The organism is Pseudomonas sp. W3I7 (assembly GCF_030816095.1).
Lineage (GTDB): Bacteria > Pseudomonadota > Gammaproteobacteria > Pseudomonadales > Pseudomonadaceae > Aquipseudomonas > Aquipseudomonas salomonii.
Genome location: NZ_JAUSXP010000001.1, coordinates 4754034 through 4780899, shown reverse-complemented (window position 1 = coordinate 4780899; position 26866 = coordinate 4754034). Strand labels below are relative to the sequence as shown.

The 26866-nt window shown below is 59.8% G+C and carries 26 protein-coding genes; 14 read left to right on the top strand and 12 right to left on the bottom strand.

Translation table 11 applies throughout. The features are described from left to right. Window position 1 precedes the first annotated feature (1 nt). The 4 genes from kdsA to ispD all read left to right on the top strand — a co-directional run bounded on the left by kdsA (window position 2) and on the right by ispD (window position 3450). The gene (kdsA, locus tag QF043_RS22155) at window positions 2-847 is read left to right on the top strand and encodes a 3-deoxy-8-phosphooctulonate synthase (protein WP_010212442.1); all 846 of its coding nucleotides are present in this window, start codon (window positions 2-4) and stop codon (window positions 845-847) included. Between the two features lie 157 nt (window positions 848-1004). Next, complete coding sequence (eno, locus tag QF043_RS22150) at window positions 1005-2294, top strand: phosphopyruvate hydratase (RefSeq protein ID WP_017137156.1); 1290 nt, start codon at window positions 1005-1007, stop codon at window positions 2292-2294. A gap of 170 nt (window positions 2295-2464) precedes the next feature. After that, window positions 2465-2743, top strand: a complete 279-nt coding sequence (ftsB, locus tag QF043_RS22145) for a cell division protein FtsB (RefSeq protein ID WP_017137157.1) — start codon at window positions 2465-2467, stop codon at window positions 2741-2743. After that, entirely contained in the window at window positions 2740-3450 is a 711-nt protein-coding gene (ispD, locus tag QF043_RS22140; RefSeq protein ID WP_307420191.1) for a 2-C-methyl-D-erythritol 4-phosphate cytidylyltransferase, read from the top strand. Before ftsB ends, ispD begins: the two co-directional genes overlap by 4 nt. A gap of 3 nt (window positions 3451-3453) precedes the next feature. On the opposite strand, the gene QF043_RS22135 is transcribed toward ispD, so the two are convergent. Further along, window positions 3454-6495: a membrane-targeted effector domain-containing toxin gene (locus tag QF043_RS22135; RefSeq protein WP_307420190.1), complete on the bottom strand. Its 3042-nt coding sequence runs from the start codon at window positions 6493-6495 to the stop codon at window positions 3454-3456. A 69-nt stretch (window positions 6496-6564) separates the two neighbouring features. Continuing rightward, on the bottom strand, window positions 6565-7461 hold the full coding sequence (locus QF043_RS22130; RefSeq protein WP_307420189.1) for a LysR substrate-binding domain-containing protein: 897 nt from the start codon (window positions 7459-7461) through the stop codon (window positions 6565-6567). Between the two features lie 109 nt (window positions 7462-7570). Between QF043_RS22130 and QF043_RS22125 the strand changes: the two genes are divergently transcribed. From QF043_RS22125 to rpoS, 8 genes are all read left to right on the top strand, one after another. Continuing rightward, window positions 7571-8683 carry an S-(hydroxymethyl)glutathione dehydrogenase/class III alcohol dehydrogenase gene (locus QF043_RS22125; protein ID WP_017137160.1) on the top strand — a complete coding sequence of 371 codons (1113 nt, stop codon included), beginning with the start codon at window positions 7571-7573 and terminating at the stop codon, window positions 8681-8683. Between the two features lie 8 nt (window positions 8684-8691). Beyond that, the gene (gene fghA / locus QF043_RS22120; RefSeq protein ID WP_017137161.1) at window positions 8692-9537 is read left to right on the top strand and encodes an S-formylglutathione hydrolase; all 846 of its coding nucleotides are present in this window, start codon (window positions 8692-8694) and stop codon (window positions 9535-9537) included. A gap of 54 nt (window positions 9538-9591) precedes the next feature. Continuing rightward, complete coding sequence (gene ispF / locus QF043_RS22115; RefSeq protein ID WP_012722614.1) at window positions 9592-10065, top strand: 2-C-methyl-D-erythritol 2,4-cyclodiphosphate synthase; 474 nt, start codon at window positions 9592-9594, stop codon at window positions 10063-10065. After that, window positions 10062-11120 carry a tRNA pseudouridine(13) synthase TruD gene (gene truD / locus QF043_RS22110; RefSeq protein ID WP_307420187.1) on the top strand — a complete coding sequence of 353 codons (1059 nt, stop codon included), beginning with the start codon at window positions 10062-10064 and terminating at the stop codon, window positions 11118-11120. The genes ispF and truD overlap by 4 nt, the downstream gene beginning before the upstream one ends. Beyond that, on the top strand, window positions 11108-11857 hold the full coding sequence (surE, locus tag QF043_RS22105; protein WP_056857522.1) for a 5'/3'-nucleotidase SurE: 750 nt from the start codon (window positions 11108-11110) through the stop codon (window positions 11855-11857). Before truD ends, surE begins: the two co-directional genes overlap by 13 nt. A gap of 41 nt (window positions 11858-11898) precedes the next feature. Beyond that, entirely contained in the window at window positions 11899-12534 is a 636-nt protein-coding gene (locus tag QF043_RS22100) for a protein-L-isoaspartate(D-aspartate) O-methyltransferase (protein WP_169850588.1), read from the top strand. 209 nt (window positions 12535-12743) lie between these two features. Then, the gene (locus QF043_RS22095) at window positions 12744-13586 is read left to right on the top strand and encodes a peptidoglycan DD-metalloendopeptidase family protein (protein WP_099485887.1); all 843 of its coding nucleotides are present in this window, start codon (window positions 12744-12746) and stop codon (window positions 13584-13586) included. Between the two features lie 106 nt (window positions 13587-13692). Then, window positions 13693-14703, top strand: a complete 1011-nt coding sequence (gene rpoS, locus QF043_RS22090; protein WP_307420186.1) for an RNA polymerase sigma factor RpoS — start codon at window positions 13693-13695, stop codon at window positions 14701-14703. A gap of 246 nt (window positions 14704-14949) precedes the next feature. On the opposite strand, the gene QF043_RS22085 is transcribed toward rpoS, so the two are convergent. Beyond that, window positions 14950-15159, bottom strand: a complete 210-nt coding sequence (locus tag QF043_RS22085) for a cold-shock protein (protein ID WP_002554837.1) — start codon at window positions 15157-15159, stop codon at window positions 14950-14952. A gap of 389 nt (window positions 15160-15548) precedes the next feature. Between QF043_RS22085 and dcd the strand changes: the two genes are divergently transcribed. Continuing rightward, entirely contained in the window at window positions 15549-16115 is a 567-nt protein-coding gene (dcd, locus tag QF043_RS22080) for a dCTP deaminase (protein ID WP_017137166.1), read from the top strand. A 107-nt stretch (window positions 16116-16222) separates the two neighbouring features. After that, window positions 16223-16423, top strand: a complete 201-nt coding sequence (locus tag QF043_RS22075) for a hypothetical protein (protein ID WP_017137167.1) — start codon at window positions 16223-16225, stop codon at window positions 16421-16423. A gap of 25 nt (window positions 16424-16448) precedes the next feature. Here the strand turns inward: QF043_RS22075 and pdeM are convergent, their stop codons facing one another. From pdeM to QF043_RS22030, 9 genes are all read right to left on the bottom strand, one after another. Continuing rightward, a complete protein-coding gene (gene pdeM, locus QF043_RS22070; protein WP_307420185.1) occupies window positions 16449-17099 on the bottom strand; it encodes a ligase-associated DNA damage response endonuclease PdeM in 651 nt (216 codons plus the stop codon). Beyond that, the gene (locus QF043_RS22065) at window positions 17099-19579 is read right to left on the bottom strand and encodes a ligase-associated DNA damage response DEXH box helicase (RefSeq protein WP_307420184.1); all 2481 of its coding nucleotides are present in this window, start codon (window positions 19577-19579) and stop codon (window positions 17099-17101) included. The genes pdeM and QF043_RS22065 overlap by 1 nt, the downstream gene beginning before the upstream one ends. 57 nt (window positions 19580-19636) lie before the next feature. After that, on the bottom strand, window positions 19637-20401 hold the full coding sequence (locus QF043_RS22060) for an ABC transporter ATP-binding protein (RefSeq protein ID WP_017137170.1): 765 nt from the start codon (window positions 20399-20401) through the stop codon (window positions 19637-19639). Window positions 20402-20414: 13 nt separating this feature from the next. Then, window positions 20415-21533 carry a succinylglutamate desuccinylase/aspartoacylase family protein gene (locus QF043_RS22055; protein ID WP_307420183.1) on the bottom strand — a complete coding sequence of 373 codons (1119 nt, stop codon included), beginning with the start codon at window positions 21531-21533 and terminating at the stop codon, window positions 20415-20417. A 9-nt stretch (window positions 21534-21542) separates the two neighbouring features. Beyond that, a complete protein-coding gene (locus tag QF043_RS22050) occupies window positions 21543-22253 on the bottom strand; it encodes an ABC transporter permease (protein WP_058421686.1) in 711 nt (236 codons plus the stop codon). Beyond that, window positions 22250-22978, bottom strand: coding sequence for an ABC transporter permease (locus tag QF043_RS22045; RefSeq protein ID WP_017137172.1), 729 nt, complete (start codon window positions 22976-22978; stop codon window positions 22250-22252). The genes QF043_RS22050 and QF043_RS22045 overlap by 4 nt, the downstream gene beginning before the upstream one ends. A gap of 60 nt (window positions 22979-23038) precedes the next feature. Further along, entirely contained in the window at window positions 23039-23818 is a 780-nt protein-coding gene (locus tag QF043_RS22040) for a transporter substrate-binding domain-containing protein (protein WP_017137173.1), read from the bottom strand. 341 nt (window positions 23819-24159) lie between these two features. Further along, window positions 24160-25794: an ATP-dependent DNA ligase gene (locus QF043_RS22035; protein WP_307420181.1), complete on the bottom strand. Its 1635-nt coding sequence runs from the start codon at window positions 25792-25794 to the stop codon at window positions 24160-24162. Next, window positions 25791-26795 (bottom strand): ligase-associated DNA damage response exonuclease, encoded by a 1005-nt coding sequence (locus QF043_RS22030; protein ID WP_065928994.1) that lies wholly within the window; start codon window positions 26793-26795, stop codon window positions 25791-25793. The genes QF043_RS22035 and QF043_RS22030 overlap by 4 nt, the downstream gene beginning before the upstream one ends. Window positions 26796-26866: the final 71 nt, after the last annotated feature.

Here is a 26866-nt window from a genome sequence, read left to right as displayed (position 1 = left end):
GATGGCCCAGAAGATCATTCGCGTAGGCGACATCGAGATTGCCAACGACAAGCCCATGGTGCTGTTCGGCGGCATGAACGTGCTGGAAAGCCGTGACATGGCGATGCAGGTCTGTGAAGAGTACGTAAAAGTGACCGAGAAGCTCGGTATCCCTTACGTGTTCAAGGCCAGCTTCGACAAGGCCAACCGCTCGTCCGTGACCTCCTATCGTGGGCCCGGCCTTGAAGAAGGCATGCGGATCTTCCAGGACATCAAGCAAGCCTTCGGCGTGCCGATCATCACCGACGTCCACGAGCCTGAACAGGCTGCCGTGGTCGCCGAGGTGTGCGACATCATCCAGTTGCCGGCCTTCCTGTCGCGCCAGACCGATCTGGTCGTGGCGATGGCCAAGACCGGCGCTGTGATCAATATCAAAAAAGCCCAGTTTCTCGCGCCCCAGGAAATGAAACATATCCTGAACAAGTGCGTGGAAGCGGGTAACGACCAGTTGATCCTCTGCGAGCGCGGTTCGAGCTTCGGCTACAACAACCTCGTGGTGGACATGCTCGGTTTCGGCATCATGAAACAGTTCGAATACCCAGTGTTCTTCGACGTGACCCACGCGCTGCAAATGCCCGGTGGTCGCGCCGATTCCGCTGGCGGGCGACGTGCCCAGGTGCTGGACCTGGCCAAGGCGGGCATCAGCCAGTCGCTGGCGGGCCTGTTCCTGGAAGCTCACCCGGACCCGGACAACGCCAAGTGCGACGGCCCTTGTGCCCTGCGCCTGGACAAGCTGGAGCCGTTTTTGGCCCAGTTGAAGCAGTTGGACGAACTGGTCAAGAGTTTTCCGACGGTAGAGACCGCGTAAGTCGCGTTTCTCCGGTAAAGTATCCCACGCTAAACGCTCAGGCCCGCGGGCCTGAGCCTTGTCGCCTGCAAGCCTGCCCTGTTGTTCCACCCTTGCGGTCGGTCAAAAAATTTCCTACAGCTGCGTCGTTTTCGTCAACTTTGGAGTGTTTACAACAATGGCAAAAATCGTCGACATCAAAGGTCGTGAAGTTCTCGACTCCCGTGGCAACCCCACCGTCGAAGCCGACGTGCTTCTCGATAACGGCATCATCGGCAGCGCCTGCGCGCCGTCCGGTGCGTCTACCGGTTCGCGCGAAGCGCTGGAACTGCGTGATGGCGACAAGAGCCGTTACCTGGGCAAAGGTGTACTCAAAGCTGTAGCCAACATCAACGGCCCGATCCGTGACCTGTTGCTGGGCAAAGACCCGCTGGACCAGAAAGCCCTGGACCACGCGATGATCAAGCTCGACGGCACCGACAACAAAGGCAGCCTGGGCGCCAACGCCATCCTCGCCGTGTCCCTGGCCGCTGCCAAGGCTGCTGCACAGGACCAGGACCTGCCGCTGTACGCGCACATCGCCAACCTGAACGGTACCCCGGGTGTTTACTCGATGCCGGTGCCGATGATGAACATCATCAACGGTGGCGAGCACGCCGATAACAACGTCGACATCCAGGAATTCATGGTGCAGCCGGTGGGCGCCAAGACCTTCTCCGAAGGCCTGCGCATGGGCACCGAGATTTTCCATCACCTCAAGGCTGTGCTGAAGGCCCGTGGCCTGAGCACTGCGGTGGGTGACGAAGGTGGTTTCGCGCCGAACCTGGCGTCCAACGAAGATGCACTCAAAGTCATCTCCGAAGCCGTGGCCAATGCTGGCTACAAGCTGGGCACCGACGTGACCCTGGCCCTGGACTGCGCGGCCAGCGAGTTCTACGAAGACGGCAAGTACAACCTGTCCGGCGAAGGCCACGTGTTCACGTCGGAAGGTTTTGCCGACTACCTCAAAGGCCTGACCGAGCGCTACCCGATCATCTCGATCGAAGACGGCCTGGACGAGTCCGACTGGGATGGCTGGAAAGTCCTCACCGACAAGATCGGCGAGAAAATCCAGCTGGTGGGCGACGACCTGTTCGTCACCAACACCAAGATCCTGAAAGAAGGCATCGACAAAAAGATCGCCAACTCGATCCTGATCAAGTTCAACCAGATCGGCACCCTGACCGAAACCCTGGAAGCCATCCAGATGGCCAAGGCTGCGGGCTACACTGCCGTGATCTCGCACCGCTCCGGCGAAACCGAAGACTCGACCATTGCCGACCTGGCTGTGGGCACCTCGGCAGGCCAGATCAAGACCGGTTCGCTGTGCCGTTCCGATCGCGTGTCCAAGTACAACCAATTGCTGCGTATCGAAGAGCAACTGGCAGGTAAAGCCAAGTACAACGGTCGCAGCGAGTTTCGCGGCTGATTGTTAAGTGGTAAAAGTCTAAGGATTGTGTCGGAAAATTCACGACAGTGTGTATTTCGGCGCTAATCTGATGGCTATCAAGCACAAGCCTGGGTCTTCCAGGCTTCGTGCTATCAGTTGCTGTAAAAGTTTTACATGGCTGTCTTTTTTTACTGGATACCCGGATTTCGATGCGCAGTCCCAATTGGTTGTTCCTCGTCTTGCTCTTGTTGCTGGCTGGCCTGCAATACCGCCTATGGGTGGGTAATGGCAGCTTTGCGCAGGTAAAAGAGTTGACCCAGCAGATTGCCGACCAGCATGCCGAAAACGAACGTCTGCTGGAGCGCAACCGCGTCCTCGATGCCGAAGTGCTTGAGCTGAAAAAAGGTACGGAGACCGTTGAAGAGCGGGCTCGCCATGAGTTGGGCATGGTCAAGGAGGGTGAAACCCTCTACCAGTTGGCCCAATGATTGAGTCTTTACCGGCCTTCTGGGCCGTGATTCCTGCCGCGGGCGTGGGTGCCCGTATGGCTGCGGACCGTCCCAAGCAGTATCTGCAACTGGGCGGGCGCACTATTCTGGAACACAGCCTTGGCTGTTTTCTCGACCATCCAGGCCTCAAGGGGCTGGTGGTCAGTCTTGCTGTTGATGATCCTTACTGGCCAAACCTGCCGTGTGCCAACGACCCACGCATCGTGCGTGCGGACGGCGGCGACGAGCGCTCGGGGTCAGTGCTCAATGCGTTGTTGCAACTCAACGCCCTGGGCGCCAGTGATGATGACTGGGTGCTGGTGCATGATGCAGCGCGGCCCAACCTGAGCCGGGATGACCTCGACAAACTCCTGGCTGAACTGGCCGATGATCCCGTTGGCGGCCTGCTGGCCGTGCCGGCGCGCGACACGCTCAAACGCGTCGACAAGCATGGCCGTGTGGTCGAAACCGTCGACCGCAGCCTGATCTGGCAGGCGTATACGCCGCAGATGTTCCGTCTGGGCGCCTTGCACCGCGCTTTGGCTGACAGCCTGGTGGCCGATGCCGTGATCACCGACGAAGCCTCGGCCATGGAATGGTCCGGCCAAGCGCCGCGACTGGTCGAAGGGCGTGCGGACAACATCAAGGTCACCCGCCCCGAAGACCTCGAGTGGCTGCGTCAACGCCGGGCTTATCAAGCGTCTTGATTCTCAGCCTTTGACTTGCTGCAACCCGGGTAGAGTTTTCAACTCATTCACCAAGACCTCAATGCTGTCGAACCGCTTTTCATCGAGGGGCCAGCCGGTTACCTGGATGAAGTACCGACCGTCCTGACAGTTGATCCGTGAACTTCGCAGTTCACCGCTTCGCGAACGATAGTCAATGTAGGCAGCCTCGGAAACCAGCCCCTCGGTGAGCATGAATTGGCCCGGCCGTATCAGCAGTGCCTTGGCCGACTTCACCACTCGACTGTGCGAAGGGCCGGGCTGTGATTCCAGTGAGCGTTGCAACACGGCAGGATCAACACGCAAGACCAGGTTGGCTTTGACCGTGCCTTCCCCCTTGTTGAGGCCCAGGCTGGCAGTGCGCCCTGGATCGACTTCGATGCCCAAGGGGTGGGTGCCCGTTCTATCTTCTATCCGCAGGCCGATGCTGCCGGTGAGTTCGGCCAGCCCAGGGATGTCCCTGAAGGTATTGGTATGGGTATCGCCCACCAGTGCGACCCATTTACCGGGTTGGCGCTTGGAGGTCTGGATCCACTGAATCACCTCGGTGGCGTAATAGTTCATCATCCGTTGGCGCAAGGTTCCCGCATTGTCTCGCATATCGCGCAGTACGTAGCTTACGGTGCAGTCGATCGGCTGGATCTTGATCCCCGCCTCTCGGGCTTTGATCACGACGTTTTTGAATGAGTAATAGTGGCTTCGGGGCAGTGGATAGATGCCGTTCAGATAGCTTGTCAGCTCCTCGGTCATGGGGGCGCTCTTCGAGCGGTAAAAAGCCTTCAACATTGGAGCATGCACATCTGTCAGCAGATGTTCGAAGTAGATGCGTTTGACACCTTGGCTAGCGAGTGTCTGCATGTTGTCGATCAGAAAGGCTTTGCTCGATTCGGCGCTGTGGTTTTCGCCGACCACGATGCCGTCACTGGCGCGCAGCAATTTCTCGATAATGCTCTGCTGTGATTCGTTCAAGCTCAAGCGGGGGAGTACCGGCTGCAGGGGCGAGTAGGGCAGGTGGTTAAAGAAGATCGCCGAGTCCTGGTTTAATTGGTTCCTTTTTTCAAAGAACAGTTTCCGGGCGTTGCTGATCGATTGTGCATCCGTTCCGAAGGGTTCGAAGTCTTCCGAGAATGAGCTGGTGTCGGTGAGCATCTGCACGAGGATCTCGCGCACGGGCGCTGGCATCTGGTAGGCGCTGAAGAAACTCAACTGCTGGCTTCCACCGAACTGTTTGTAAACCCGTTGCCAGGCATTGCGAAATGCCCCACCTCCGGCCAACCCGGCGCGTCGCCATTGCTGGTCGGAGCTCTGAATAGCGTAGAGCCCGGTGGATTGGATCTTCTCGGGGGCTTCTGGATTATTCACGAATAGCTCAAAAAAACCCCAGCCATTCGGGCTTTTGTAGGTTAGGAAGGTCTCGCCCTGAATGTTGACGGTCTGCAAACCGCTGGGGGATGTTGCAGCGACAAGGGGGCGCGTCTCGGTTTCGGCGGAGGTGGGGGCCTGAGTGATGACCTTGACGCTGATCTGACCCTCCTCTGCCCGCGTAGCCTGGCCAAGTTCAGGGCGTAACGCCTCAAGACTGCTCGCGCCTTTGCTGATGCCGTGGATAACCACCGGGAGCGCGTTCAGGGCGCCGAACACCATGCGCTCAACGGCGAGGGGTTTGTCTTTGAGCACGTCATCGGCGCCAATAGCCATTCCCGTCAAGCCCGATGTCACGAAACAAAACTCCGCCAGCAACGCCGTGCCCATGGTCAACGCCACGGGGATCGCCAGCAGGCAGGCTTTATCCAAGGCGTCGAGGGTGTCGGCCTTGAACGTGTCCAACGGCGAGACAATGGTTTTGGCTGCCAATTTTGCAATCCGAGTGCGGATCTGTCGCGCGATAAACGCAAATGGGTTGCTTCTGAGTGCCGGATACATTGGGTTGTTGATGTATTGCGCGGGGTCCCAGTAACCGTTGTGCAACAAGCTATTGAAAAAACCGGGTGGGCTGGAAGATTGCGGGTACATCGCCATGCCGATCAATGCTTCCTCGACACCACTGTAGATCAGGCCGGAGTCAATCGAGCCGGGTTCAAAGTGGTTGGCCAGGGCTTTGCGCTGGGTCGGGTCCTTGGCCACTTTCACCAGTGCATTGCGCATGTCCGTTGGGCTGTTGAACCCATGGATGGGGGAGGAGTTGCCCGGGATGTACAGCAGGGTGATCTGGCTCTGGTTGTCGGTAATCGTAAGAATGTCGGTGGCGTCGAACTGATGAATACGCAGCATGCGCACGGACAGGTTTTTATCCGGTGAATAGGGCGTCTGAAAATCTTCGAGGGTCAGATTGCTGGCATCCTTGTCGACGCCGATACCTGCCGCCCGTGCGGCGAGTTGCCGTTCTGCTGCGGTGAGCGTGAATTCTTCGTACTGATTGAGGTAAGCCTTGGTGTAGGCGATGCGCATCAGGGTGGTGTAATTGTCCCGATGTTCGCTCCAGAACAGGGTGATGGTTTTGTCATAGGTTTGTTCGAAGTTGCTTGAATCAATGACCTTCCTCAAAACAGCAGGCGCGATCTCCAGTTGGGTGGTCGGGTCGTAGACCTGAGGTTCGCTTTGCCGGTAAAGCGCCTCATACCGTCTGGGCGGGATCCAGCCGGAGGTGATGAACTCTTCGTTGAACATTTGCGGTATGCGGTTATCCATCAGGCGCGGTAGTTCATCAACGATATTGAAGTACGGCGCAATGGTGGAAAAACCGGTGGTGTTGACCATGCCGCCAGGGGCATGGGGCGCATTGCAGATCATGGCCTCGGTCAGGCTCATGGATTGGATGATCACTGCGGTGTAGGGCGCATTGGGATTGTCTAGGTTGTATTCCAGAGTGGTCAGGAGAGTAGTATCCGGGTCCAGTTTTTCCTGGGTGAATGGTTGCAGGTGCTCGTAAAGCAATTGGGCGGCGATAGCGCTGGGCACCGGAAAGTCGGCCAGGACCTTTCGGACAAAATGATTGATATGCTGGAGTTGCTGGGCGTTGGACGTCATGGGCTTGCCTGGTTTTTCAATGAAAGCGGCTATTAAACGGTATCCAGGCAATGCATCGACGGTAGCTGTTTATGCTCGATAGACCGGATTGTCACCCAAGCCTTCTTTGAGAAAGTCCACCAGCTTTCTGACCTTCGGCGACAAATGCCGCTGCTGCGGATACAGCGCCCACACCGCCGTATTCGGTGGCTGATGGGCCTCCAGCAATGACACCAACGCGCCACTGTGCAAATGCTCCAGCACGTAATAATCCGGCAACTGACACAACCCAACCCCTTGCAGCGCCGCATCCAGTACCGCCTGCCCACTGTTGCAGCGCCAGTTTCCCTGCACCCGCTGGGAAAATTCCCGCCCATCCTGGGCCAGTTGCCAGATATCCGAGCTGCCGATCAGGCAGTTATGCCGACTCAATTCCGACAAACTATGTGGCCGACCATACCGCGCCAAGTAGGACGGCGACGCGCACAGGTACATGCGCCGAGGTGCCAGGCGGCTGGCGACCATGCGTGAGTCTTGCAAGCGCCCCAGGCGAATGGCCAGGTCCAGGCCCTCATGCACCAGGTCCAGCTGGCGATTGCTCAATTCGATATCCACACGCAATTGCGGATACAGCCCCATGAACCGCGTAACCAACGGCACGATAAAGCGCTCGCCGTACGCCACCGCGCAGGTCATGCGCAGCATGCCCTTGGGCTCGCTGGTGAGGTCGCCCACCGCGCGCAACGCTTCTTCACGACCATCTTGTAAACGCTGGCAATGTTGCAGGAAGGTCTGGCCGGCTTCGGTCAGGGTTACCTTGCGCGTACTGCGGTAGAGCAAGCGCGTTTGCAGCCGTTCTTCCAGGCGCGCCACCTGCCGGCTGATATGCGATGAAGACACCCCAAGCCGTTCGGCCGCCGCGGTGAACTGGCTGCACTCGGCCACAGCAACGAACTCATCGATGCCTTCCCAGCGGTTTTCCAGCATGTTGATTATCCCTGTATGGCAATAATGTTTTGCTTTTGCCTGGATTATTCATCACTGAGCCATGTTTTACACTCACTGCCTCAGTTTTTAACTCCCTGGAGAAACCCGGATGATCAAGTCTCGCGCCGCCGTAGCCTTCGAAGCGAAAAAGCCCCTTGAGATCGTTGAAGTGGATGTCGCCATGCCCAAGGCCGGCGAGGTGCTGTTGCGTGTGGTTGCGTCCGGCGTGTGCCATACCGACGCCTACACCTTGTCGGGCGCCGACCCGGAAGGCATCTTCCCGTCGATCCTCGGTCACGAGGGCGGTGCGGTGGTTGAAGCGATCGGCGAGGGCGTGACCTCGGTCGCGGTCGGCGACCACGTGATCCCGCTGTACACCCCGGAATGCGGCAAGTGCAAATTCTGCCTGTCGGGCAAGACCAACCTGTGCCAGGCCATTCGCTCCACCCAGGGCAAAGGCCTGATGCCCGACGGCACCACGCGTTTCTCCTACAAGGGCCAGCCGATTTTCCACTACATGGGCACCTCGACCTTCTCCGAGTACACCGTGTTGCCGGAAATCTCCGTGGCCAAGATCCCTAAAGAAGCGCCGCTGGAAAAAGTCTGCCTGCTGGGCTGCGGCGTCACCACCGGCATCGGTGCAGTGATCAACACCGCCAAGGTCAAGCCGGGCGACACTGTGGCCATCTTCGGCCTCGGCGGCATCGGCCTGTCGGCGGTGATCGGCGCGGTGAAAGCCAAGGCCGGTCGCATCATTGCCATCGACATCAACCCCGCCAAGTTCGAAATCGCCAAGCAACTGGGCGCCACCGACTGCATTAACCCGAAAGACTACGACCGCCCAATCCAAGACGTGATCGTCGACTTGACCGACGGCGGCGTGGACTTCTCCTTCGAGTGCATCGGCAACGTACAACTGATGCGCGCCGCACTTGAGTGCTGCCACAAAGGCTGGGGCGAGTCGGTGATCATCGGTGTGGCCGGTGCCGGCCAGGAAATTTCCACCCGCCCATTCCAGCTGGTCACCGGTCGCGTCTGGCGCGGGTCGGCGTTCGGCGGCGTGCGCGGCCGCACCGAATTGCCAAGCTATGTGGAAATGGCCCAGACCGGCGAGATCCCGCTGGACACCTTTATCACCCACACCATGGGCCTGGAAGACATCAACAAAGCGTTTGACCTGATGCATGAAGGCAAGAGCATTCGTACCGTCATCCACTTCTGAGGTCGGCCATGAACCTGGAAAACCTGTCGTGCCAGAAGAGCTTCGGCGGCTGGCATAAACGCTACAAGCATCATTCCGATGTGCTCGGTTGCGACATGACGTTCGCCGTCTACTTGCCGCCGCAAGCGGAGCAGGGCGGCAAGTTGCCAGTGCTGTACTGGCTGTCGGGGCTTACCTGCACCGATGAGAACTTCATGCAAAAAGCCGGCGCCCAGCGCATGGCCGCCGAGCTTGGGTTGATCATCGTCGCACCCGACACCAGTCCGCGCGGGCCGGGTGTGCCGGGCGATCCGGACAACGCTTGGGACTTTGGCCTCGGCGCCGGCTTCTACCTGAATGCCACGCAGGAACCGTGGGCCAAGCACTATCGGATGCATGACTATGTCGTGCAGGAATTGCCTGCATTGGTTGAAGCGCATTTTCCGGCTTCAGACAAGCGCGGTATCAGCGGCCACTCCATGGGCGGTCACGGTGCGCTGGTGTGTGCCTTGCGCAACCCGGGGCGTTACCAATCGGTGTCGGCGTTTTCGCCGATCAACAACCCGATGGATTGCCCGTGGGGCCAGAAGGCCTTCTCCCGTTACCTGGGCGAAGAACGCTCCAAATGGCGCGAGTGGGATGCCTGCGTGCTGATCAGCGAAGCCTCGGAAAAACTGCCGTTGCTGGTGGACCAGGGTGATCGCGACGATTTCCTTGCCGTGCAGCTTAAGCCTGAGGCGTTGCAGCAAGCGGCCAAGGCCGCCAACCACCCGTTGGAACTGCGCCTGCAGCCGGGCTATGACCACAGCTACTTCTTTATCGCCAGCTTCATCGAAGACCATTTGCGACATCATGGTCGCGCTTTGCTCGGTTAATGTGAGGCAAAAGTAGGTAGAATCACGCCCTGAATTAAATCGGGGCGTTTTTTTATGCGTATTGGCCACGGCTACGATGTGCACCGTTTCGCTGAAGGCGATTTCATCACCTTGGGCGGCGTGCGCATTGCACACCACCATGGGTTGCTGGCTCATTCCGACGGCGACGTTGTGTTGCATGCCTTGAGCGATGCCTTGCTCGGCGCGGCCGCGTTGGGCGATATCGGCAAGCACTTTCCAGACACCGACCCGACTTTCAAGGGCGCGGACAGCCGCGTGTTGTTGCGCCATGTGGTCGGCCTGATCCACGCCAAGGGCTGGAAGGTCGGCAACGTCGACAACACCATCGTGGCCCAGGCACCGAAAATGGCCCCGCATATCGAGTCGATGCGCGCGCTGATTGCCGCCGACCTGCAAATTGAATTGGATCAAGTCAACGTGAAAGCCACCACCACCGAAAAGCTCGGGTTTACCGGCCGGGAAGAGGGCATCGCGGTGCACTCCGTCGCCTTGTTGCTGCGCGCATGAATGATCTGCAATTGCTGGGCCCGCGTGCCTATGGCGAGGCCTTGGGCAGCGCGGTTTTGAAAGCGACGGCTGAAGATTTCCAGGTCGACGAAGTGCTGGACATTCCCCTGAGCGGCGACGGTGAGCACCTGTGGCTGTGGGTCGAAAAGCGCGGCCTGAATACCGAAGAGGCCGCGCGCCGTATCGCCAAGGCTGCCGGCGTGCCCTTGCGCACCGTCAGCTACGCCGGGCTCAAGGACCGCCAGGCGCTGACCCGTCAGTGGTTCAGCGTGCAATTGCCAGGCAAGGCCGACCCGGACATGAGCGGCGCCGAAAACGACACCCTCAAGATTCTTAAGACGGGCCGCCACAGGCGCAAGCTGCAACGCGGCGCGCATTCGGCCAACGGTTTCACCCTGCGCCTGACCCAATTGGCCGGCGATACCGCTGCCATTGACGCACGCTTGCAGCTGATCGCTCAGCACGGTATCCCCAACTACTTCGGCGCCCAGCGTTTCGGTCATAACGGCGGCAACGTCGTGGACGCCCGCGATTGGGCGGCGCGCAAGGCGTTGCCGGAGCAGCGCAATGTGCGTTCGCGGCTGCTGTCGACCGCGCGTAGCTTTCTGTTTAACAAAGTGTTGGCGGCGCGGGTTGCGGACGGCTCCTGGCAACGTGCCCAGGTCGGTGACCTGCTGGCGTTTACCGACAGTCGCAGTTTTTTCCCGGCGGGCGAGGCTGAATGCAGCGACCCGCGCCTGGCGATTCTGGACCTGCACCCCACCGGCCCACAGTGGGGCGAGGGTGATTCACCGGCCGGCGGCGCGACCCACACGCTTGAGCAAACCATTGCCGCCAGCGAGCCAGAGCTGCGCGATTGGCTGGTGAACGCCGGCATGAGCCAGGAACGTCGCATTCTGCGACTGCCCATTGGCGGGTTGACGTGGCATTATCCCGGTCCTGACATTCTGCAATTGGAATTCGTCCTGCCGGCCGGATGCTTCGCCACTGTGTTGGTGCGCGAGCTTGTTGATCTGGTGCCGGTGGGGCCGACGGACAACCCATGCGTATTCTGATATCAAACGATGACGGTGCCACCGCACCCGGTCTTGCCGCGCTTTATGCTGCGCTGCAGGATTACGCCGAGTGCGTGGTGGTTGCCCCGGACCAGGACAAGAGCGGCGCCAGCAGTTCGCTGACGCTCGACCGTCCGCTGCACCCGCAGGTTCTGGCCAATGGCTTTATCAGCGTGAACGGCACCCCCACCGACTGCGTGCACCTGGCAATCAACAGCTTGTTGAAACAGGAGCCGGATCTGGTGGTGTCGGGCATCAACCTGGGCGCCAACCTGGGCGATGACGTGCTGTATTCCGGCACCGTGGCGGCGGCCCTTGAAGGGCGTTTCCTGGGGCGCACTTCGTTCGCTTTTTCGTTTGCCTCACGGCAACTGGATAACCTGGCGACGGCGGCGTATTTCGCCCGCAAGCTAGTGGAGGCCCACGGCTCGCTGGACTTGCCGCCGCGCACGGTGCTCAACGTCAATATTCCCAATTTGCCCCTCGACCATATCCGCGGCATTCAGCTGACCCGCCTGGGCCATCGCGCCCGTGCGGCAGCGCCGTTGAAGGTGGTCGACCCGCGTGGCAAGGAAGGTTACTGGATTGCTGCCGCCGGCGATGCCGAAGACGGCGGCCCCGGCACCGACTTTCATGCGGTGATGCAAGGTTATGTTTCGATTACCCCGTTGCAGCTCGATCGCACCTTCAGTGATGCCTTCAGTAGTCTGGATGGTTGGCTTGAGGGGCTGCGTTAATGGCGCGTGAACAAGACGACCTGTTGCGTCGTGGTATCGGGATGACCTCCCAGCGTACCCGCGAGCGTTTGATCCAGCGTCTGTATGAAGAGGGCCTGTCCAACGCCCAGGTGCTGGAAGTCATCCGGCGCACGCCTCGGCATCTGTTCGTGGATGAGGCGCTGGCGCATCGCGCCTATGAAGACACTGCGTTGCCGATTGGCCACAACCAGACCATTTCGCAGCCTTATATGGTTGCACGCATGAGTGAGCTGCTGCTGGCGGCGGGGCCGTTGGACAAGGTGCTGGAGATCGGCACCGGTTCGGGTTACCAGACCGCCGTGCTCTCGCAATTGGTGGAACGGGTGTTCTCGGTGGAGCGCATCAAGGTCCTGCAGGACCGCGCCAAGGAGCGCCTGGTGGAACTCAACCTGCGCAACGTGGTGTTCCGTTGGGGCGACGGTTGGGAAGGCTGGCCGGCGCTGGCGCCGTATAACGGCATTATCGTCACGGCGGTCGCCACCGATGTGCCTCAGGCGTTGCTCGATCAGCTCGCCCCTGGCGGGCGCCTGGTCATCCCGGTGGGCTCTGGCGAAGTGCAACAATTGATGCTCATTATCCGTGAGGACGAAGGTTTTTCCCGGCATGTACTGGGTGCCGTGCGCTTCGTTCCGCTGCTCAATGGCCCGCTGGCCTGATCATTTCTTTGTAAACAGTGAATTCTGTTGATGGGGATGTGTCTTACGGCGGGGCTTATTGAGTCAACATGACTGGACGCCGGGTTTAAATACGATGAATTTTTCGTTTCAGTCGTGTACCGGTAAAAAGCCAATGCCCAGTTATACTTGCGACATATTTCAAGCCTGATACAGGCATTCATGTTCGGCCAGCACAAAGGGAGCGGCGGGTGAGTCTCACAGGTCTTGCGCAGCGTATGAGTAAAACAAGTTTTCAGCGACTGGTGCTTGGCCTCGTCTTGAGTTCCTTGTTGGTGGGTTGCTCAAGCTCTCCGTCCAGTGGAGCTCGGGTTGTCGACCGAAGCGGTGCCAGCGCCGTGCCGCAAAAACCGACGGTCACCACCGGGCAATATGTAGTGCGAAAGGGGGACACGATGTTCTCGATCGCCTTCCGTTACGGCTGGGATTACAAGGCACTCGCAGCTCGTAACAATATTCCTGTGCCCTATACGATTCATCCGGGGCAAACCATCCGTTTCGATGGGCGTACGGGTTCGGCCTCGACGGCAGTTGTGACAAAATCCGGATCTTCGGCCTCGTCTTCAAGCAAAACCACGATCATCACCAGGCCTGCAGGCACCGCCGCGCCTGCGGTTGCGAGCAAGCCGGCAGCTACGCCATTGCCACCTGCTGGGCCGGCACCGACCGGTTGGGGATGGCCTTCAAACGGGGTGCTGATTGGAAAATTCTCTTCAAACGGTAGTTTGAATAAAGGCATTGATATCGCCGGGGATTTGGGACAGCCTGTTTTAGCTGCGTCTGATGGGACAGTGGTTTACGCCGGGAGTGGTTTACGGGGCTACGGCGAGCTGGTCATCATCAAACACAGCGATACCTACGTCAGTGCTTACGGTCATAACCGCAGGCTGTTGGTTCGGGAGGGGCAGCAGGTCAAAGTCGGACAGACAATTGCCGAAATGGGGTCAACTGGTACAGACCGGGTGAAACTGCACTTTGAGATTCGCCGCCAAGGGAAACCTGTAGATCCGCTGCAATTCCTACCCCGTCGTTGATGTGTTGCACAGCCTGTTCCCTCACGTAGAAGGAACAGGCTCCAGCGTTGCCAAGGATAAAGGCGTCGCTTGAGCTTGAGGTCGAACTCACCAAAGGACTATAACAATGGCTCTCAGTAAAGAAGCGCCGGAGTTTGACATCGACGATGAGCTTCTCCTTGATACGGAGATGCTCACCGAAAAGGAATCGATGTCGAATGATGAAGGGTCTCCAACTCCTTCAGTTCGCACCAAATCCAAGAACTCCACCGCGTTGAAGCAACACAAGTACATTGACTACACGCGGGCGCTCGACGCCACGCAGCTGTATCTCAATGAAATCGGCTTTTCCCCTTTGCTGACTCCCGAAGAAGAAGTCCATTTTGCGCGCTTGTCGCAAAAGGGCGATCCGGCTGGGCGCAAGCGCATGATTGAAAGCAACCTGCGGCTGGTGGTGAAAATCGCCCGACGCTATGTCAATCGTGGCCTGTCGCTGTTGGACTTGATCGAGGAGGGCAACCTGGGCTTGATCCGGGCGGTGGAGAAGTTCGACCCTGAGCGGGGCTTCCGCTTTTCTACCTATGCCACCTGGTGGATTCGCCAGACCATCGAACGGGCGATCATGAATCAGACCCGCACGATCCGGTTGCCGATCCATGTGGTCAAGGAGCTCAACGTCTACCTGCGGGCAGCGCGTGAGCTGACACAAAAACTCGATCATGAACCTTCGCCTGAAGAAATCGCCAACCTGCTGGAAAAACCGGTGGGAGAGGTCAAGCGCATGCTCGGCTTGAATGAGCGCGTGTCTTCGGTCGATGTCTCGCTGGGTCCGGATTCGGATAAAACCCTGCTGGACACCCTGACGGATGATCGCCCGACGGATCCTTGTGAGCTGTTGCAGGACGATGATCTTTCCCAAAGCATTGACCAGTGGTTGTCGGAGCTCACGGACAAGCAACGCGAGGTGGTGATTCGCCGCTTCGGCCTGCGCGGCCATGAGAGCAGCACCCTGGAGGATGTAGGCCTGGAAATTGGCCTGACCCGTGAGCGGGTGCGGCAGATCCAGGTAGAGGGCCTCAAGCGCTTGCGTGAGATCCTCGAGAAGAACGGCCTGTCGAGTGAGTCGTTGTTCCAATAAGCGACGCAGGAAAGACGCAGGACGAAATGTGGGAGCGGGCTTGTGTGGGAGCTGGCTTGCCTGCGATAGCATCACCTCGGTGTACCTGATACACCCAGGTGTCAGTATCGCAGGCAAGCCAGCTCCCACATAAAGTTCGCTCCCACATTTTTTGTGCCTGGCTTTAAGTGCGAGTGATCGCTGAAATCCAGGCATAAAAAAACCCCGCTTTTAAGGGCGGGGTTTTTTCGACTAAGTCAGTACAAGTTAGATAACTTGAACTTCTTCAGCTTGCATGCCTTTCTGACCGCGGGTAGCGATGAAAGAAACCTGTTGGCCTTCTTTCAGGCTTTTGAAGCCGTCGGATTGGATAGCTTTGAAGTGAACGAACAGGTCGTCACCGGATTGTGGAGTGATGAAGCCGAAGCCTTTTTCATCGTTGAACCACTTAACGGTACCAGTTTGGCGATTAGACATGGTGTAACTCCTTGAACAAAGTTAACTGCGACTCAGGAAAAGCCCTGGCCGAGACTGAGTGCAAAGAGCAGGAAAAATTCTTGGAGATGGTTGGATCGAAATTCAACATATCGTGTAGAGATTCTCAGTGACACAAGCAACACAGTGACGTCACCTTAACCGTTTTTACCGAACGTGCCAATGGTATTTCCGAAGGTTTCTCTATTTTCGTGACTGGCGGTGGTATTTACAGTCATAGGGCATTGCAATGTGGGGCCCGGCCCTGCTGGCTGCCGCTTATGGACGGCTGCACATTCATCAACAAATGCCCTGCGCCCTTTGAACCCCAAGGCCGGCCCCGGTAAGATGCCCAACAGAATTTTTCCACCTCGCTATTCAGGACACCCGCCATGAGCATCAAATCGGACAAGTGGATTCGCCGCATGGCGCAAGAACACGGCATGATCGAACCCTTCGTCGAACGCCAGATCCGTGGCGAAGGCGCGGCTCCCGTGATTTCCTACGGTGTTTCCAGCTACGGCTACGACGTGCGCTGTGCCGATGAATTCAAGGTGTTCACCAACATCAATTCGGCGATCGTCGACCCGAAAAACTTCGACGAAAAGAGCTTCGTCGACGTCAAGAGCGACGTGTGCATCATTCCGCCAAACTCCTTTGCCTTGGCGCGCACCGTGGAATTCTTCCGGATTCCCCGTGACGTGCTGACCATCTGCCTGGGTAAAAGCACCTACGCCCGCTGCGGGATCATCGTTAACGTGACACCGCTTGAGCCGGAGTGGGAGGGCCACGTGACCCTGGAGTTCTCCAACACCACCACCTTGCCGGCCAAGATCTACGCCAACGAAGGCGTGGCGCAGATGCTGTTCCTGCAGTCCGACGAAGCCTGTGAAGTGTCCTATAAAGACCGCGCCGGCAAGTATCAGGGCCAGCGCGGCGTCACTCTCCCACGCGCTTGATCGAAAGGTCTTACACGTAAAGGGAATTAGTCTGCGTGAAGTGACTCTATTGGGTGTACTGCCTCGGCGCGTGCAAAACGCGCCGAGCCACGCTTGAGGAGTACTTTATGAAGATCGACCCGCGAATCAGCGCCGAACTCGCCCGGCTTGAACCCAACCAGATTGGTGTTTTGGCCTGGTCCCTGATGGCCGACCCTGCATATGCGGGCGGCATCCCTGGTCAACCTGACGAAGATTGGCCACAGCAGCCCACCGAGCCCGGTGAGCCAGTCCTTCCCGATGAGCCGCCTCCAGCGCCTGTCGCCTGATTTATCAAAAGACATGGCTGGCGCTTCAGTGCACCGGCCATACGTCTTGATCGCCGATCACAAATAACCGCCGATCATCGCTTTTCTCCACGGAGTAACCGCCGGTGAAAGCCCCGAACGCCGGCAGCAAGCTGATCCGCGAGCCGATCTGAAAGCACGGCAGTCGCAAACTCTGGCGGCCTTTGCCGCGCAGCCGATACACCGGATGCACATGCCCGGCCAGCACATGATGGCTGGGGTGCCCATCCGGCTCATGCTGCAGCGCGAACGGCCCCATTAACAGCGGCTCGGCCACCACGTCAATCCTCAGGTCGGCAGGCGGGTCGCCAGCGCGTTTATCGTGGTTGCCGCGAATCAAGGTCAGGTTCAGTTGGTGATTGTGCGCGCGCCAGGCTCTCAAGGCACTCAGGGTGCCGCTGGCGTGTGAGCCAGGGCCATGCAGGAAGTCGCCGAGAAAGATCACCCACGTGCACGGCAGGGCCGATAACAGACGGTCCAGGCGCTGCAGGTTTTCGGTGGTGGTGCCCTGCGGCACCGGTTGCCCGAGGCTGCGATACGCCGAGGCCTTGCCAAAATGCGCATCGGCGATCATCAGGCACTGGCGGGCGGGCCAGTAAATCGCCTTCTCCGCCAGCAGCCACAACTCCTCACCCTCAAGCGTCAGCGAATGATGCATCAGCGTTTCCCGTTATCCGCGACTTTTTCCAGGTCCTTGACCATGCGTGCAATGCGCTCGGACAGCTTCTCCGAACTCATGCTCTCGCGCATTCGCTCAACCAGCAGGGGAAAAGCCAGCGGCGTCGGCCGTTCGATTACATGCAGGTCGAGTTTCAGCGCCGACAGATGGCTGAGTGTCTCTTCGAGCCGACGAATATCCAACTCATCACGCAGGACTTCTTCCCCGGCCTGGGTCAATAAAAGGTTCTCTGGGTCATATTGTTTGAACACCTCAAAGAACAAACCGCTGGAAGCCTGCACCTGCCGCGTGCTTTTCGGCGCGCCAGGGTAACCGGCAAACACCAGCCCGGCGATGCGGGCGATTTCGCGGAAGCGGCGCAGCGCCAGTTCTCCGGCGTTCAAGCTGGCAGCTACATCCACCAGCAGGTTGGCCGGGCTCAGCAGCGCTTCGTTCAACAACACCGGCCAGTCCACCGGCGTGGCGCTCAACAGTTCCAGCCCGTAATCATTCACCGCAATCGAAAAGGTCACCGGCTGGCCTTGGCTGACCCGCCACGCCAGCAGGCTCGCCAGCCCCAGATGCACCTGGCGCCCGGCGAACGGGTAGAGGAACAGGTGCCAGCCCTCCCGCGACTTCAGGGCTTCCGCCAGCAAGCGTGCACGTGTCGGCAGACCTGACCAGCGCAACTGGGTTTGTAACAGAGGCTGCACCGCGCGCATCTCCGGGCCGTCGAAGTGCCCGTGGGCGGCTGCATCAAAGCGCTCGACCACCGCTTGCGCCAATTCATTGGATAGCGGCATGCGCCCGCCATTCCAGCGCGGCACGGCGGCCTTTTTCGCGGTGCTGCGGCGTACATACGCCGTCATGTTTTCCACGCGCACCAACTCCAGCAAACGCCCTGCAAACAAAAAACCGTCGCCAGGCTTGAGCCGGGCGATAAAGCCTTCTTCGACACTGCCCAGATTCTTGCCGCCGCCGCCCTTGCTCCAGAATTTGAGCTGGATACTCGCATCGCTGACGATCGTGCCCACGCTCATGCGATGACGCCGCGCCAGGCGTGCATCCGGCACGCGCCACACGCCATGCTCATCGGGCTCCACACGGCGGTAATCCGGATAGGCCGTCAATGACAGGCCGCCATGGCGCACAAACCCAAGCGCCCAAGCCCAATCGGCGTCAGTAAGGTCACGATAAGCCCAGGCACCACGCACCTCCGTCAACAGTGCATCCGGGGTAAAACCACCGCCCAGGGCCATGCTCACCAGGTGTTGTACGAGCACATCCAAAGGCTTGTAGGGCGATTCGCGAGCTTCGATGCGCCGCTGCGCTATCGCATCCTGGGCGGCGGCGGCTTCCACCAGTTCCAGGCTATGGGTCGGCACCAATGTCACCCGTGATGGCCTGCCTGGCGCATGGCCAGAGCGCCCGGCGCGTTGCATCAGGCGCGCCACGCCTTTGGCCGAGCCGATTTGTAGCACGCGCTCCACCGGCAGAAAATCCACGCCCAGGTCCAGGCTCGAGGTACACACCACCGCTTTGAGCTGGCCGTCTTTCAGGGCGCGCTCCACCCAGTCGCGGGTTTCACGCGACAGCGAGCCATGGTGCAGGGCAATCAAACCCGCCCAATCCGGGCGCGCATCCAACAGTGCCTGGTACCAAATCTCCGACTGCGCGCGCGTATTGGTAAACACCAGGCAACTGCTGCTGGCCTCCACTTCGGCCACCACCTGCGGGAGCATCTTCAAGCCGATATGCCCAGCCCAGGGAAAACGCTCGACAGTGGGCGGCAACAAGGTGTCGACCTTTAGTTCTTTAGCCGTCTGCCCCTGCACATTGATCCCGCCGCCTTGTGGGACCAGAACCTCAAGGGCGTGGGACTGGTTGCCCAACGTCGCGGAAATGCCCCACACCATCAAGTCCGGATGCCAGCGCCGCAAGCGCGCCAACGCCAATTGCAACTGCACGCCACGCTTATTGCCGATCAGTTCGTGCCACTCATCCACGATCACCATGCGCAGGTGCGTAAGACTCGTCTCACTGTCGGCACGTGCGAGCATTAATGTGAGGCTTTCCGGTGTGGTCACCAGCGCGGTGGGCTGGCGGCGGGTCTGGCGTGCGCGTTCGCTGCTACTGGTATCCCCCGTGCGCAGGCCGACGCTCCAGGGAATCTCCAGTGCCGCCAGTGGCGCCTCCAGGGCGCGCGCGGTGTCGGCGGCCAAGGCGCGCATAGGCGTGATCCACAGCACCGTCAGCGGCTCGGCGGGTATTTTGCGTTTACCGGTAGCGGGCGGGCGAGTGACGGCGAAGCGGTTAAGGGCGGCAAACCACAGCGCATAGGTCTTACCCGCGCCGGTGCTGGCGTGCAGCAGGCCTGACTGGCCTTCTTTAACGGCCGCCCAGACGGCTTTTTGAAAGGCGAATGGCTTCCAGCCCTTGGCGGCAAACCATGTTTTGGCGAAATCGAGGGGTTTTGCCATTCGGCGGCTGACGCTCTGGAGGCTCTATGTCAGAGACCCTCCAGGCGTGGCAAAGGTTTACTTCAAGTTACCGCTCAGAAACTGCTGCAGGCGCTCGCTCTTCGGATTGCCCAACACATCTTCGGGCGTGCCTTGCTCTTCCACCAGACCCTTGTGCAGGAACAGCACCTGGTTCGACACCTTGCGCGCAAAGCTCATCTCGTGGGTGACCATGATCATGGTGCGGCCTTCCTCGGCCAGGCCCTGGATCACCTTCAACACCTCGCCGACCAGTTCCGGGTCGAGGGCTGATGTGGGTTCGTCAAACAGCATCACCTCCGGCTCCATGGCCAGGGCGCGGGCGATGGCCACCCGTTGCTGTTGGCCACCAGAGAGAAACGCCGGGTATTGATCGGCCACGCGTGCCGGCAGCCCGACCTTATCCAGGTAGCGACGGGCACGGTCTTCGGCGTCCTTCTTGCTGCAACCCAGTACCCGGCGCGGCGCCATGGTGATGTTTTCCAGCACGCTCATATGGCTCCACAGGTTGAAATGCTGGAACACCATCGCCAACCGCGTACGCAGGCGTTGCAATTCGGCGTCGTCGGCCACGCGCATGCCGTGGCGGTCGCTGACCATACGGATCTGCTGGCCATCAAGGGTCATGGCGCCGTCGTTGGGCGTTTCCAGAAAGTTGATGCAGCGCAAAAAGGTACTTTTGCCCGAGCCACTGGCGCCGATCAGGCTGATCACATCACCGGTGTTGGCCTTGAGTGAAACACCTTTGAGCACTTCATTGTCGCCATAGCTTTTATGCAGGCCTTCAACGGTCAATTTGTACATGGGGCGTGCATCCTCAAGGCGAAAGTAGGTAGCCGCTGCGGTAGGCTTGCGTGCCGGCAACATGGCTGATCACCATGCCGGCAGTGGCCATGCGCCGCAGCGAACGGGCGTAAAGCAGGCCGGCATGTTGGCAGTGCACAGGCGTTACGCGGTCAGTAATGGGGTCGATGATTTCGGCGATCAGTTGCCCGGCTTCCAGGTATTCACCGGGAAGCGCACTGAACACCAGCAAGCCGCCGACCGGCGTGGTCACCGGTTCCACGCCCGCCAGCGGCGTGGCCGGGTAGGGCAGTTCGGGCAGGGGGGCTGCATCGCCTTCAATTGCACCGAAGTGCATCAGGTAATCGATGATCGCCTGGCAATCCAGCGCCGCCAGGCCGTGGTTGACGTCGCCCTGGCCGCGCAGTTCGACGGTCACCGAAAAGCTGCCCATCGGGATCGGGAAGCGCTCGCCGAAGCGTTGCTGCAACTGCCACCACACCAGCGTGAAGCACTCGTCGAACGACTGCCCGCCGGAGTCGGTCGCCAGCAAGTTGGCCTCCGAGCCAATATAGCGCGCCAGCGGCTCCACCTGCGGCCACGCCTCGGGCGTGGTGTACAGGTGCGCCACGGCCTCAAAGTCGCAATGCAGGTCCAGCACCATGTCGGCGTCACAGGCCAGGCGTTGCAGCACCAGGCGATGGGATTGCAGCTGGGTCGCGGGCGTTTGCGCCGCGAGGGCCAGGCTCAGGGCGTCGCGAATAAGCTCGACGTTGTGCGTGGGGTCGTCGCCCAGCAGGTCTTCGACCTGATTGCCGACTTCCTCACTGAGGTCGACAAACAGGCGATTGAAGTTCTGCCCGCTTTCCAGCTCGTAGCGGCCCAATGGAATGTCCATCAACACCTGCTCAAGCCCCACCGGATTGGCGATGGGCACCAGCACGATCTCGCTGCGCAGGCGCCCGGCCGCTGCCAGCTCACCCAGGCGCTGCTTCAGGTGCCAAGCCACCAGCATGCCCGGCAGCTCATCGGCATGCAGTGATGACTGGATGTAAACCTTGCCCTCAGCCTGTTCCGGGCCGAAGTGGAAACTGTGAACCTGCCGCGCCGTGCCGGGCACCGGCGCGATCAGATCATGTACCTGATGACGCATCGCGACTCCTTAATGGCTCGGCCCGAGAAAGGCCAGCCAACGGCGCTCCGCCAGACGAAACAGCCCGACCAGCGCGAAGGTCACGGTCAGGTAGATCAGCGCGGCGATGCCGAATGATTGAAAGGTCATGTAAGTGGCCGAGTTGGCATCCCGCGCTACCTTGAGAATGTCCGGCACCGTCGCGGTAAATGCCACGGTGGTCGAGTGCAGCATCAGGATCACTTCGTTGCTGTAGTAAGGCAGCGAGCGGCGCAGGGCCGAGGGCATGATCACGTAGGCATAGAGTTTCCAGCCGCTCAGGCCGTACGCCTTGGCCGCTTCGACTTCGCCGTGGGCCATGCTGCGGATCGCGCCGGCGAAAATTTCCGTGGTGTACGCGCAAGTGTTGAGGGCGAAGGCCAGAATGGTGCAGTTCATCGCATCGCGAAAGAACGCATCCAGCACCGGCTGCGCGCGCACGGCGGCGATGCTGTAGATGCCGGTGTAGCAAATCAGCAGTTGGATATACAGCGGCGTGCCACGAAACAGGTAAGTGTAGAACTGCACCGGCCAGCGTATGGAGCGTTTGCGCGAGACGCGGGCGATGGACAGCGGGATCGAGACCAGAAAGCCGATTACCAGCGCCGCGCTGAGCAGCCACATGGTCATCGCCAGCCCGGTGATGTGCTGGCCGTCGCTGTACAGGAACGGCCGCCAGTATTGTTGAAGAAGTTCGATCATCGCACGGCCTCCCGGGACCCAGCGGAGTAGCGGCGCTCAAGCCAGCGCAAGACGACGTTGGATGCACTGGTGATCAGCAGGTAGATCAGCGCGGCGATCACCAGAAAATAGAACAGCTGATAAGTACTCTTGCCCGCATCCTGCGCGGCCTTGACCAGGTCCGCCAGGCCGATGATCGACACCAGCGCGGTGGCCTTGAGCATCACCATCCAGTTGTTGCCGATGCCCGGCAAGGCAAAGCGCATCATCTGCGGGAAGGTCACGAAGCGAAACCGCTGCCCGCGCGTAAGCCCGTAGGCGGTCGCTGCTTCCAGCTGGCCACGGGGCACGGCGAGGATCGCGCCGCGAAAGGTCTCGGTGAAATAGGCGCCATAGATGAAGCCCAGGGTGATGACCCCGGCGCTGAATGGGTCGATTTCGATGTAGTCCCATTCCATAAAGTCAGTAAAGCCGGTCAGCCAGATTTGCAGGCTGTAGAAAATCAGCAGCATCAGCACCAGGTCGGGCACGCCGCGAATCAAGGTGGTGTAAAGCTGGGCAGGGATGCGTATCAGGCTGACGCTGGACAGTTTGGCGCTGGCGCCGAGCAGGCCGAGCAGGACGCTGACGGCCAGGGAGGCGACCGACAGTTTCACGGTCATCCACGTACCTTGCAGCAACAGCGGGCCGAACCCCTTCAAGCTGAAGGCACCCAGCCCCAGGGTTTGCAAAAGATCTTCAAACATGAATTCAGGACCTAATGGCGATAAAAAAGCGCCCACCGCAAACCGGTGGGCGCCGGGGTGTTATTTACCGCTGTAGAGGTTCAGGTCGCCGAAGTGTTTCTTCTGGATGGTGGCGTAGGTGCCATCATCGTGTAACGCTTTGATACCTTTATCGAGCAGAGCCTTGAGGTCTTTGTTACCTTTTTTGATACCGACCGCAGTTTTCGATGGCAGCAGTGGGTCGTCGATGGCCTTGCTGACTTCGTAGTCAGCGCCGGCCGGCGACTTCAAAAAGCCCAGTTCGGCTTGCAGCATGTCCTGCACGGAAGCGTCCAGGCGGCCCGAGGTCAGGTCGGCGTAAACCTGGTCCTGGTTGGCGTAGGCCTTGGTGGTCACACCGGCTTTGTCCAGCACGGCCTTGGCGTAGGCTTCCTGGATGGTGCCTTGCTCGTAGCCCACGGATTTGCCCTTGAGGGACTCAGGCGTGGAGAAGTTCGCGCCCTTTTTGAACACCAGGGACGTCGGGCCGGAGAACAGCTCGCTGGAGAAATCGATCGCCTTTTCGCGGGCTTCAGTCACGGTCATCGAGGAAATCACGCCGTCGAACTTGTTGGCGTTCAGGCCTGGAATCATGCCGTCGAAGTCGCTTTCAACCCACTTGCACTTCACTTTCAGCTCGGCACAGATCGCATTGCCCAGGTCGATATCGAAGCCTACCAGGCTGCCGTCGGCGGCCTTGGACTCGAATGGCGCGTAGGAAGGATCGACACCAAAACGCAACTCCTTGTATTCCTTGGCCAGCGCGGTACCAGCAGCCATGCACAGAGCCAGTGCAGAAAGGGTCAGCAATGCTTTTTTCATTATGTAATCCCTGGAAACCAAGATAAGCGCTTGTGGCGCGGTTAGGACTGTTACTGAACGGTGTCAGACGGATCACTGGTAGCAATTTCTGCACCATAGTTCCGAATGTAGTTCCGAATGGGTGTTTTAAAAGGAAGGATAAGGGAGTTATCAGTGTAGGAGATGCCCGAAAATGGGCATTGAATTTTCGTTGCACCATTCTGGATCTTGCTTGGATCCAAAATGTGGGAGCTGGCTTGCCTGCGATGGCGGTGTGTCAGCTAAATCTCTCTAACTGACCCACCGCCATCGCGGGCAAGCCCGGCTCCCACAGGGTTCTGCAGTGTTGGGGGGGGGAAGGGTCAGGTCAACAAATCCTGCAACGTGCCGAGGTTGTCGGCTTCTTCCACTGTCTTATCCTGCCGCCACCGCAACATCCTGGGAAACCGCACCGCAATCCCGCTCTTATGCCGCTTCGACAGCGCAATCCCCTCAAACCCCAGCTCAAACACCATGCTCGGCGTTACGCTGCTGACTGGGCCGAATTTCTCCACCGTGGTCTTGCGCACAATGGCGTCGACCTTGCGCATTTCTTCGTCCGTCAGCCCTGAATACGCCTTGGCGAATGGCACCAGCGTGCGCTCAGTGCCGGGTGGGCCGTCCCACACCGCAAAGGTGTAATCGCTGTACAAACTGGCGCGCCGGCCATGGCCGCGCTGGGCGTAGATCAATACGGCGTCGACACTGAACGGGTCGACTTTCCATTTCCACCACACGCCCATGTCCTTGGTGCGGCCCACGCCGTACAGGCCGTCGCGGGCCTTGAGCATCATGCCCTCCACGCCGAGGCGGCGAGAATCTTCGCGTTGCTCGGCCAGGTCCTTCCAGCTCGCGCCCGCCAGCAAGGGCGATGGCAACAGCACGGGCTGGTTGCACTGCGCTATTACTTGCTCAAGCTGGGCGCGGCGCTCGGCCTGGGTGTGGTTGCGCCAATCGTCGCCCTGATGCTCCAGCAGGTCATAGGCGAGGACCGCCACCGGCGCATCCTCCAGGACTTTTTTGCTCAGGGTTTTACGGCCAATGCGCTGTTGCAGCAGGGCAAAGGGTTGCACCGCGTCCTTCCACACCACAATTTCGCCATCGATCACCGTGCCATCCGGCAGGCCGCTGACCAGGCTGTGCAGCTCGGGGAAACGCTCGGTGACCAACTCTTCACCGCGCGACCAAACCCACAGGCGACCTTCGCGCTTGACCAGTTGCGCGCGAATGCCATCCCACTTCCATTCCACCTGCCAGTCGGCGGTTGCGCCGAGCAGGGCGTCGAATTGCTCCACCGGTTGCGCCAGCCCATGGGCCAGAAAAAACGGATACGGCTGCCCGCCGCGTTGCGCATGTTCGTCGGACGATTCGGCGGCGATCAGTTTGAGGTAGCCTTCGGCCGTAGGGCGGTTGGACAGGTCGGTGTAGCCCACCAAACGCTGGGCCACACGTTTGCTGTCCAGGTCGGCCATGGCGGCGAGGGCGCGGGTGACCAGCAGTTTGGACACGCCGACGCGAAAACTGCCGGTGATCAATTTGATGCACACCATCAGGCTCGGTTGATCGAGTTGTGCCCATAACGCGGGCAGGCGTTCAGCCAATTCCAGCGGCGGCAGACCCCGCAGGGGCAGCAACTTTTCTTCCAGCCATACCGCCAGCCCGTCTTCCGAGGTGTAGGAGAATTCGGGCAGCAACAGCGAAATGGTCTCGGCCAGGTCGCCCACCGACTGGTAACTCTCTTCGAATAACCACGGCTCGATACCCGACGCGGCAGTGGCCATGTCGCGCAGTAAACGGGTCGGCACCAATTGCCGGGGTCGCCCGCCGGAGAGGAAATAAACGGCCCAGGCCGCATCTTCGGGTGGCGCTTGGCGGAAGTAGGCTTGCAGCGCGGCCAGCTTGGCGTTGCTGGAGGTGGTAGCGTCGAGGTTGGCGTACAGCTCGGCGAAGGCTTTCATGCCGTGGCCTCTTCTTCGTCATCGCCGTATTCGGTGGTGAAACCCTGGGCATCCAGGCCTTTTTCCCGCAAGTGGCGCACCAATACGCCGACAGAGCCATGGGTGACCATCACCCGTTCGGCGCCGGTCTGTTCGATGGCCCACAGCAATCCCGGCCAATCGGCGTGGTCGGAGAGCACAAAACCTCGGTCCACACCGCGCCGCCGTCGCGTGCCACGCAGGCGCATCCAGCCGCTGGCGAACGCGTCGCTGTAGTCGCCGAAGCGCTTGATCCAACTGCTGCCACCGGCAGACGGCGGGGCGATGATCAGTGCCTGGCGCAGCAACGGATCAGTCTTTTTGAAGTCACCTGCATACAGGGTTTCAGGGATATAAATGCCGGCCTCGCGGTACACACGGTTCAGCGGTTCCACCGCGCCATGGCTGAGGATCGGGCCGATGCTGGCGTCGATGCCATGCAGGATGCGCTGGGCTTTGCCAAAGGAATAACAGAACAACACGCTGGCCTTGCCGACCGCGATATTGGCCTGCCACCAGTCATTGATCCCGGCAAAAATCTGCGCCTGGGGCTGCCAGCGGTAAATCGGCAGGCCAAAAGTGGATTCAGTAATAAAGGTGTGGCAACGCACCGGCTCAAAGGGCGCACAGGTGCCGTCGGGTTCGACTTTGTAGTCGCCGGAGGCTACCCAGACTTCGCCCTGGTATTCCAGGCGCACCTGGGCGGAGCCGAGCACGTGCCCGGCGGGGTGGAAACTCAGGGTGACGCCGTGGTGGATGAGCTTTTCGCCGTAGGCCAGGGTTTGCAGGTTGATGTCCTGGCCCAGTCGCGAACGCAGGATGCCTTCGCCGGGAGCGGCGGCCAGGTAATGCTGGTTGCCGGTGCGGGCGTGGTCGCCATGGGCGTGGGTGATGACGGCGCGGTCCACCGGGCGCCAGGGGTCGATGTAGAAATCTCCCGCAGCACAATAGAGGCCTTCGGGGCGGGCGATGACAAGGTCCATGGGCGTGCCGGGGCAGTGGGCTTATCAGGTATGAGGGGAGTGAGACTTGAGAAGTTCTATCTAAATGCAGG